This is a genomic window from Rheinheimera sp. (assembly GCF_036568245.1).
Taxonomy (GTDB): Bacteria; Pseudomonadota; Gammaproteobacteria; order Enterobacterales; family Alteromonadaceae; genus Alishewanella.
Window position 1 is genome coordinate 1 of record NZ_DATCSY010000044.1, and the last position, 9,369, is coordinate 9,369.

Here is a 9,369-nt window from a genome sequence, read left to right on the forward strand (position 1 = left end):
ATCGCCTTTCAAGGCCACACCGGCCATGATGGCGCCGGCGCCACACTGAAATTCAGTTGCGCTGGTAAATTCTTTATTCTGATAGTTTGAACGGATATTCACCACAGCATCGTAACCACGCTGTTGTGCTGCTTCCTGCAACACTTTTAATGCCGACAACAATACCCACTGGCAAGCTTCTTCGTCTGACTTACCAAAAGCATTGGTTTTCCGGCTGGTTGATACTTCGCCCCAATTTTTGCTGATGGCCGGGTGGTTCTGACCAGCGAAGTACACTGGTACTTCGTGCAACGCCTGTTTTGCTTTCTCAGTGCCAATAATGCTGTCCAATGGTAATGTCAGCACATCGTTGCGAGCCTGGGCTGCACCGCTTATCACCACGGCAGATAACGCCAGTATCGTCATAACTTTATTCATAATAATGTCCTTGTTGTTTAAATATCCATGCCAGTGCTACACCAAAACTGACATTGTGTTCACGTTGCAGCAGTGGGCTATCGGCGAAGCTTGCCCCCTGCAAATTATCGTAGCGGATAAAGCCACCCAGCCACCAGCGCTGATGTTGCAATACAATGCCATTTGACCAGCGCCAGCCGGCATAACCGGAGCTGGCATCGTATTGTGGTCTGTCTGCACTGGCATAAAGGGTGTTAACACCATACAGATACTGGTGATAGCGCTTGTCGCTCCAGTTTATCGCGAATTGGCTGGTCCAGTGCACATTGCTCACTAAGTTCTGCTGCCAGCGCAGTTGTGGTTCAACACGCCAGCCGGCGTCTTGCCAATGCTGAATATCCGTCGCAATTGCTTTGCGCACAGGCAGCCGTAATTGCAACCGGCCCGTCTCGCTCTGAAACAGCTGATAATCGGCAGTGGGGCCAATTTCCGTCAACCACAACAAATCAGGCATATCCTGCCGGGCAGCATTGTCGTCACTATTCACTGGTAACGCCGCAGCCAGGCTGAGGTTCAACGTAAAATTGCCATTGGCAAAAAGCTGACCTAAGGCTTCTGAGCGGTTGAGCGTAATTTTGTCACTGCGGTAGGTAAAGTACGGAAAGGGCAGCAAATAATGTTGCCGCTGTGAGGCGCCCGGGTAATCAGGTAGCTGACTGTACGCCACTCCGGCCCCCAGCTGCCACGAAACGTCCTCTGCTAATACCGGGCTTGCCAAGCCAAGGCACAAAAGCATTACTGCCGCAATCAACCGCATTTAACCAAGCCACCGTTTAAAAATCAGTGAGGTATTGATGCCGCCAAATGCGAAGTTATTGCTCATCACATAGTCAGCCCGCAGCTCTCGCCCATGCTGCATAATATAATCCAGCTCGCCACAGGCCATATCAGGTTGCGTCAGGTTTAATGTCGGCGCATACCAGTCGTCCTGCATCATGTGGATGCTGGCCCAGCTTTCAATTGCACCACAGGCACCCAGGGTATGACCCAGATAGCTTTTTAATGAACTGATAGGCGTGTTACTACCAAATATCCGCGCTGTAGCCTGACTCTCAGCAACATCCCCTCTGTCGGTGGCTGTGCCATGAGCATTGATGTAGCCGATATCTACCGCAGTCACAGCGGCATCGTCCAGCGCCAGACGCATCGCGGTTTCCATAGTGCTGTCTGTCGGCTGGGTAACATGCACCCCATCAGAGTTAGTGCCAAAACCTACTACTTCGGCGTAAATAGTGGCGCCACGCGCCAGCGCATGCTCCAGCTCTTCCAGGATCAGTGTGCCGGCGCCTTCGCCGATTACCAGGCCATCACGGGCCTGATCAAAAGGCCGGGGGGTTAATTCCGGCGTGTCATTTTTAGTACTGGTAGCATACAAAGTGTCAAAAACAGCGGCTTCGGTGGCACACAACTCTTCGGCGCCACCGGCGACCATCAGGGTTTGCTTGCCGTATTTTATGGCTTCATAGGCATAGCCAATACCTTGCGAGCCGGATGTACAGGCCGAACTGGTGGTATAGACCCGGCCTTTTATACCAAAAAATACCCCTACGTTTACCGCTGTAGTATGCGCCATCATCTGAATATAACTGGTCGCCGTGACACCGGTCATATCACCGGTATCCATCATGCGGCCAAAGGCGAGAATGGGGTCGGTACTGCCGGTGGATGAGCCATAAGCTATACCGCAGCGGCCATCGCTGAGCGCCGGATGGCCGAGCAAACCTGCCGCCTCCAGTGCCAGCTCAGTGGTACGCGTTGCCATCAGAGATACCCGGCCCATTGAACGCACCATTTTACGCGAGTAATGCTCTGGCCGCTGAAAATGCTGAACAGGCGCGGCTAGCCGGGTGCTCATGTTGCTGAACTTATCCCACTGCGGCATAACACGAACGGCATTTTTCCCCTGACACAACTGCTGCTTAAAATCAGCCCAGGTATCACCCAGCGCGGTAATAACCGACATACCGGTAACAACCACCCGCTTCATTACACCATCCCGCCGTTTACAGAGATAACCTGCCGGGTAATGTAGGCCGCCGGTTCAGAAAATAAGAATGCCACTGTTGCTGCAACCTCATCTGCCGTGCCGGCACGTCGCAGTGGGATCATTTTCATCAGCTCTTCAGTGGCGATATCCTGCACCATGTCGGTATCAATAAGGCCCGGCGCCACGCAGTTAACCGTGATTTTACGCTTTGCCAGTTCCAGCGCTAACGCCTTGGTAGCACCAATTAAACCTGCTTTTGACGCGCTGTAATTCACCTGACCGCGGTTACCGGCAACACCTGATACTGAGGCTATAGTGACAATGCGGCCACCACTGCGTAGTTGGATCATCGGCATAACCGCCGGGTGCAACACATTATAAAAGCCGTCAAGATTGGTATGGATCACCTGATCCCAGTCCTGCTCAGTCAGCGCAGGAAAAGCGCCGTCACGGGTAATGCCAGCGTTGCATACCACACCGTAATAAGCACCATGCTGCGCAATATCCTGCTCCAGCGCCGCTTTTGCACCACTGCGGTCGGCGACATCAAACTGCAGTAAACTGGCCTGACGGCCAAGTGCAGTGATGGCGGCAACAACCGCATCTGCGCTGGCGCGGTCTGAACGGCAATGTACGGCGATATCAAAACCCTGTGCCGCCAGTTGCAGTGCAATGGCTTTGCCGATACCGCGGCCAGAACCTGTGACCAATACTCTTTTCATTACTACTCCGTTAGCCATGCCTGATGATTGTCAGGTTGAAACACATTTAATCTGGCGCTGACCAATAACTGTTGTTGCTGCATGATACTGCAGTCAAACACGCTTAAACCATTATCTTCGGTTACCAGCTCCGTCGCGGTAATAGTCAGCTCGGTACCAAGCGTAAAAGCGGTTACTTCTGGCTGATACTTGCGACAACCAAGCAAAAAGCCAATTTTAACTGCGCCGCCTTTGGCCAGATTACTTGCACCAGCATAGGCGGCAATCGTTTGTGCCATATATTCAATACCAACGTAAGCGGGTACCGTCTGACTAGCGCCATCATAAAACTGGCTGTGCTCTGCTATCGTTACTTTGCAAACAGCGTAATCTGCACCCGCTTCAATAAAATTATCCAGCAGAATCATCGGTGACCTGTGTGGCAATACCTGCTCGATGCTGTAACCCGTGATCATAGCGTTTTACCTAATATTAATGCCACGTTATTACCGCCAAACGCAAACGAGTTAGACAGGCAGTACGTTACCTTATGCCTCTGTTTGGGTTGCACCAGTTGCAAAGCAGGTAAATCGGGGTCTTGCTGTTCATCCCAGCAATGTGGGATCAAATGGTTGTCGCTATTATAAGGCGACAATGTAAGCCAGCAAAGCGCCGCTTCTATTGCTCCGGCGGCGCCAAGTGTATGGCCGGTCATTGCTTTGCTGGAACTGGCGGCAACCTGCGTTAAGGCCAGCTGCACCAGCGCCTGACTTTCCATGCTGTCATTTAAAGGTGTTGCTGTACCATGCAGGTTTATGTAATCGAGCTGGGCCGGTTTTATAGCAGCGTCTTCGCATGCCCGTAAAATAGCGTCCACCGCGCCGCGGCCCTGCGGATGAGGTGCAGACATATGATGCGCATCAGAAGAGGCTGCAGCGCCCAACAACGCAATGCCAGGCTGGTGTTTCTGCATGACAAACAGTGCTGCACCTTCACCGATATTAATGCCGTCACGGTTGGCACTAAAAGGCTGGCAAAAGCCGGCAGATACGGACTCCAGCGCTTTAAAGCCATTTAGCGTTAAGCGGCACAGCGAGTCGACACCGCCCACAATAACTGCATCCGCCAAGTCAGCCAGCAGTAAATTACGGGCACTCATTAATGCCCTGGCGCTGGAAGAGCACGCGGTTGAAATGGCATAGCAAGGCCCGCTGACATTAGCCAGCTGCGCAATAAACTCCGCCGGCGCGATCATCTCCTGCATCTGATAGTGAAAACCTGCCGGAAAGCGCTGCTGCTGTACGTAGTGCTGCATCGCCTGCTCACCTTCAGCAATACCAGACGTACTGCTGCCGATAATCACCGCTATTCTGTCACTGCCCATCTGCTGGCGCAGTGCTGCAACCTCTGCCGCAATTTGCTGGTACGCCAGCGCTGCCAGCTGATTATTGCGGCTTTGAAACTGCGCCGGCCAGGCCGACAGATCCGGCAGCTGACCAGCAACTTGTCCTACTACCACAGCATCACCAGACTGCAGTAAGTCGCTACGCCACTGCATACCGGCGCGACTGGCACTGATGGCATTCTGCCAGACCTGCTGTTTAGATTGCCCCAGGGCACAACAAATACCCAGTGCCGTTAGCGTAGTCGGGGTCATGGTAAAAAGTCCTGCTGTAAGGTGGTGATTTTCAGGCTGTAAGCCGTCGCTGTAATGGTTATAGTCTGGCCAGGGCCAAGCTGCTGTGGCTGTGCTATCTGCAGTACAGTATTATCCTTATCATCCAGCACAACCCTGCTGCTGCTGTCTTGTTCAAGCGTCAGCGCATGCAGTCTGCCGCTCAGCTGCGCGCTACCTAATAAAGCCAGTTGCATTTGCGCCAGTAACAACCTGGCAAACTGCGGCTGATTAAAAGGTGCTATACCGGAAACAGACAAACGGTGTCCTTGCTGATACTGCACCCGCCATAACTCCTGCCCCATTGGTGACAGCGCCACCAGTAATGTCACATCAGAGCGCAGTAAAGCGCTGATGGTAAATTGATGTTGCTCAGTGCCATCACTCCAACTGGCTTGCTGCAGCAGTTGCTGGGCAGGCCCAGGCCAGCTATCGCTTAGCTGGTAGTAGCCTGTACCCAACGGTACCTGACTATCGGATTTAACGCTCAGCAACTGGCAACCTGTCAGTAGCAGAATAAAAATCAGACTGAGTCGAGACATACTTCCCTTAACACGTTAAGACGCCGCTCTGTTTCTGCCACATAGGGGTTTTTCTCATCCCATGCGTACCCTGCCAGTATGGCGCTAATCATCGCCGTAATAGTGCTATTGCGGGATTTGCTGAAAATAATGTCCTGAAAACGGCCATCGTACCAGGCTTCGACAAAGCGGCGGAAGGTGGTAATACCCTTACGCAGCGGCACGCTGTACTGCTGTTGCCAGTCTGGTTTATCACCGTTTAACTGCTGCAACACCAACGGCACGGCGGTAGCGGCTGAGCGCAGCGCTATAGTGACACCGGACGAAAACACCGGGTCGAGAAACTCACCGGCGTTACCCAGCAACGCAAAGTTGTCGCCATACAGCTGACGTACATTGGCAGAATAGCCTACCAGGCTTTGTGCGGTATTTATCGGTTCTGCCGCAACCAGCAACGCTGCCAGCTCGCCGGTTTTCTTTACATGCTGCCATAAGTTGTCTGCAGCACTGATGCCGTCATCAAACCGGCTGGTTTTGCCCACCACACCCAGGCTGGCGGTACCATCACTAAACGGGATCAACCAGAACCAGACATCCGGGTACTCATCATGTACAGTGATCAGAATTTTATTGCGGTCAAAACTCTGCGCGCTAATGCCGTCACGGATATGGCAGAAACAGGCCTGACGCACCGGAAAATCAGACGGCACTTCCAAATCCAGCAGGCGCGGCAATACCCGGCCAAAACCGCTGGCATCAAGTACAAAGCCAGCACTGATCTGACTGCTTTGCTGCTGTTCATCCTGCACTGTCAGTATTGCTGTTGCCGGATCGGTATTATCAAAGGCTATTACGCTAATACCATAACGGATCTGCAAGCCCTGTTTTTGGGCTTCATCGGCCAGTAGCTTGTCAAACGATGCCCGTCTTACCTGAAAGGTTGTGCCCGGACCGGGACTAAATTTATCAGTGAAATCAAACTGACTGTGCACACCATTTTTTAAAAAAGCAGCGCCATTTTTAAACTGATACCCCAGTGTTTCAGCCTGTTGCCGCAGGGCATTTTCCAAACCGGCCTGCGCCAGAAACTCCATACAATGCGGCAATAAACTTTCGCCAATACTAAAGCGGGGGAAATGCTGTTTTTCAATGCACAACACCTGCTTACCGGCTTTGGCCAGCATAGCTCCGGCACAGCTACCCGCCGGACCGGCACCAATAATTACCACATCAAAGTGCTGCACGCTTTTCACTCTCCCTGACAACCATCACACTCAGCAGCGGCGCCAATGCACATGACAGCGCCACCCCTAAAAACACCGTTAAACCAAAACTGGCAATCGCCGGCGTACTACTAAAACTCAGCAGACCAAACGCCAGGCTGCTGGTCATTGCCGATAACAATACCGCCTGCACCACCTCCTGATGCTGCAACCGGGCAGTAAAGAAAATGCCGTAATCAAGCGCCAATGCTAACACCAGCAGCGCCGCGACCAGATTAAAAATATTCAGTTGCTGCTGCAGCAGAAGGCTAATAAGCAAAGCACTGCCAATCGCCAGTAGTAATAATAAAACGATAGCTGCTGCCGGCCTTAAGCCTAGGCGCCAGCCAAGTAATACCACGGCAGAACACAACGCCAGCACCAGCCACAAGCTGAGCTGACTGCGCAAGTGTTGCAGGCTGGTATTGGTATCAGCAATAGGGTCAAACCAATACGTTTGCTGATATTGCGGCAAAAGCGCTATGTCATCTGCACTCAGCGCCACATCTTTTAGCAACGTAACAGAGACAAACTGCGCCTGCGCATTCTGCAATGGTTGAATTTGCTGCAGCATAGCTGCAGGTAACTGCTCTGGCGTCAGCCATTGCTGCGTCGTTGACGGCGGGCTAAGTTGCAATTGCTGCAGGTACTGCTGCACAGCGTCACTCTGGTAAGCCTGTTGCAACAGTTGCTGTAGTTCCGCCTGTTGTTGTAGCGGCGGCACCGATTGCACCGTGGATTGCCATGTACTCAGTTTTGCCTGTTGCTGCCAGCGCTGCAGCTGCGGCTGTAGTTGCTGCTCGCGCTGCAATAATTGCTGGTAACTGTCACCCAATACCACGATAAAACGGCTATCCCAATTTTGCCCGCCAACGCTGCGTACCTGCCGCTCCTGTGCGATCAGCGTCTGTGGGCTTTGATTAAATAACCGCACGTCGTCGTTAAACTGCATCAAATAGAACAGGCTGCCGCCAATAGCCAGAAGCGCTGGCAATCCAACTTGCAATACCACTTTAGCCGGCACCCTGGTGTAACCGCGGCTAATTGCAGCGCAGCAGCGCAAAAATGCCGGGGCAACCTGCATACTGTGGGCTGGCAACCAACGCGGGAAAACGATGTATACGGTGATAAAAGCAGCCAGCAAGCCGGCACAGATAAACACTGCGACCTGGTTTAAAACCGGCAATGGCAAAAGTACCAGCGCCAGATAGCCCAATACGGTGGTCAGCAAGCCGAGCAGCAGCGACGGCAACATACGCCGGAATGCTGCCTGCCCCTGATTAGCTGCCAGCATGCCATGAAACGAGTAATCAATTGCGATACCAATCAGCGTAGTGGCAAACACCAGCCCCAGGATATGCGGCTGCTTAAAAACCAGTAACACCGCGGCTAAACCAAAGGCAGAAGCACAACCTAAGGTGGTCAGCGCCAGCAATAATGGCCTCCAGCTACGGAAACTAAACCACAACAGCAGCAATATCGCCGCCAGCGACATTCCACCATAAAACTGCATTTCAAAACTGGCACGCTCTGCAGCAACAACAGCGTGAAACAACACGCCGCTGCGGGCTACGGTCAGTTTCGGCCACTGCTGCTGTAGTTGTTGCAGTTGCTGTTCCAGTGCGCTGGCTATGCCGTTGGCGCTGCCGCGATCAAAGGGATCGGTTTCCAGTGTAGCCATCAGCAACAGTGCGCTCTGGCCCTGCTGCGTCAGTTCAAACCAGCGCTGGCGCAGTTGTAAGCCGCTCTGGCTGGTGTATTGCTCAAGCTTTTGCTGCGTTAGCAGCAGTGGGTCATGTTGCAATGCGCCGGGCAGCAGTGGCGCCGGGCTGTATAAACGCTGCAATGCAGCATCAACCAGTGGCTGATAATCGCCGTTACGTAATAATGCCAGCTGCTGCGGGCTCGCCAGCAGCGCCTGATGCTGCTGATAAACCGTCTGTAATTGCTGCATCGTAACGCCGGGTTCGACCCAGTGTAACTGACTGATCTGGCGCTGTTGCAACTGTGCAGCCGCCTGACGCAGCTCTGCTATCGTTTGCCCGCTCAGTAACAGGCTGATATGTCTGCTGCTGTTGTTTTGCTTCAGTAATTGCTGCTGCCAGCCCGTTACACTGCCGGGCATTGCCGCGCTGATATTAGTGTTCCAGTGGACTGACGGCGCACTCAGCAGCACGTACAACACTGTTGCCAGTACTGCCAGCAACCAACCATAAAATTTCAGCTTCCCTGCCTGTTGTTTCACGGCGATGCTGTCTCAGGTTGAAGCGTTATTTGCGTAGTATTGCCGTTTGTTTCCTGCAATGTCAGGCTGCTAAGCTGGGTTTCACCACACAGCTCAATCTGGCTGAAAAACTGGTTCAGTGGCGCCTCAACCGGCCGCAACAGGGAGCAGTGATTGTCAGCTTGCTGTATGCCGAACTGTTGCGTAATAAAGTCTGTATCTTGCTGCAATACCGCCAGCATTAGCTGACCGACAAACTCACTGCCTGCTACAGCAACAAACTGCTGTTGCTGCCACTGACTAACCCCTGCTGCCGTGATCAATAACTTGCTATCTACCGGCGTAGTGGTATGCCAGAGCATTTCATTATCTGTCAGTTCAATGGTGCCACTGCTGCGCAGCGGCACCGGCAGCCCCTGCAATTGCTTTAGCTGGGTAAAAACAAAGCGCCCCTGCACTGGCTGCCAGGGTAATAATGTACTGTCAGCAGCCGCCTGTAGCGGCGAGGCAGCAGCAACAAGCAGTACGCCAAGCAGCCGTGTT

10 protein-coding genes are annotated in these 9,369 nt (G+C 52.9%); all 10 read right to left on the reverse strand.

The annotated features are described in order from the left end of the window. Positions 1 to 417 (reverse strand): excinuclease ABC subunit A (locus VIN66_RS02080; RefSeq protein WP_331922449.1); only part of this gene is annotated, 417 nt, incomplete at its 3' end. Beyond that, complete coding sequence (locus VIN66_RS02085) at positions 410 to 1,213, reverse strand: MipA/OmpV family protein (RefSeq protein ID WP_331922450.1); 804 nt, start codon at positions 1,211 to 1,213, stop codon at positions 410 to 412. The genes VIN66_RS02085 and VIN66_RS02080, both read right to left, overlap by 8 nt. Beyond that, positions 1,214 to 2,443 carry a beta-ketoacyl-ACP synthase gene (locus VIN66_RS02090; protein WP_331922451.1) on the reverse strand — a complete coding sequence of 410 codons (1,230 nt, stop codon included), beginning with the start codon at positions 2,441 to 2,443 and terminating at the stop codon, positions 1,214 to 1,216. Beyond that, complete coding sequence (locus VIN66_RS02095; protein ID WP_319004165.1) at positions 2,443 to 3,165, reverse strand: 3-ketoacyl-ACP reductase FabG2; 723 nt, start codon at positions 3,163 to 3,165, stop codon at positions 2,443 to 2,445. Before VIN66_RS02095 ends, VIN66_RS02090 begins: the two co-directional genes overlap by 1 nt. Positions 3,166 to 3,167: 2 nt before the next feature. After that, positions 3,168 to 3,620 (reverse strand): hotdog family protein, encoded by a 453-nt coding sequence (locus VIN66_RS02100; protein WP_273021513.1) that lies wholly within the window; start codon positions 3,618 to 3,620, stop codon positions 3,168 to 3,170. Further along, positions 3,617 to 4,801 carry a beta-ketoacyl-[acyl-carrier-protein] synthase family protein gene (locus VIN66_RS02105; RefSeq protein ID WP_331922452.1) on the reverse strand — a complete coding sequence of 395 codons (1,185 nt, stop codon included), beginning with the start codon at positions 4,799 to 4,801 and terminating at the stop codon, positions 3,617 to 3,619. The genes VIN66_RS02100 and VIN66_RS02105 overlap by 4 nt, the downstream gene beginning before the upstream one ends. After that, positions 4,798 to 5,361 (reverse strand): DUF3261 domain-containing protein, encoded by a 564-nt coding sequence (locus tag VIN66_RS02110; RefSeq protein WP_331922453.1) that lies wholly within the window; start codon positions 5,359 to 5,361, stop codon positions 4,798 to 4,800. Before VIN66_RS02110 ends, VIN66_RS02105 begins: the two co-directional genes overlap by 4 nt. Next, positions 5,343 to 6,584, reverse strand: a complete 1,242-nt coding sequence (locus VIN66_RS02115; protein WP_331922454.1) for an NAD(P)/FAD-dependent oxidoreductase — start codon at positions 6,582 to 6,584, stop codon at positions 5,343 to 5,345. Before VIN66_RS02115 ends, VIN66_RS02110 begins: the two co-directional genes overlap by 19 nt. After that, positions 6,571 to 8,847 carry a hypothetical protein gene (locus VIN66_RS02120; protein WP_331922455.1) on the reverse strand — a complete coding sequence of 759 codons (2,277 nt, stop codon included), beginning with the start codon at positions 8,845 to 8,847 and terminating at the stop codon, positions 6,571 to 6,573. Before VIN66_RS02120 ends, VIN66_RS02115 begins: the two co-directional genes overlap by 14 nt. Next, positions 8,844 to 9,369, reverse strand: a 526-nt coding sequence (locus tag VIN66_RS02125) for an outer membrane lipoprotein carrier protein LolA (protein WP_331922456.1), incomplete at its 5' end; no start/stop codon positions are given. The genes VIN66_RS02125 and VIN66_RS02120, both read right to left, overlap by 4 nt.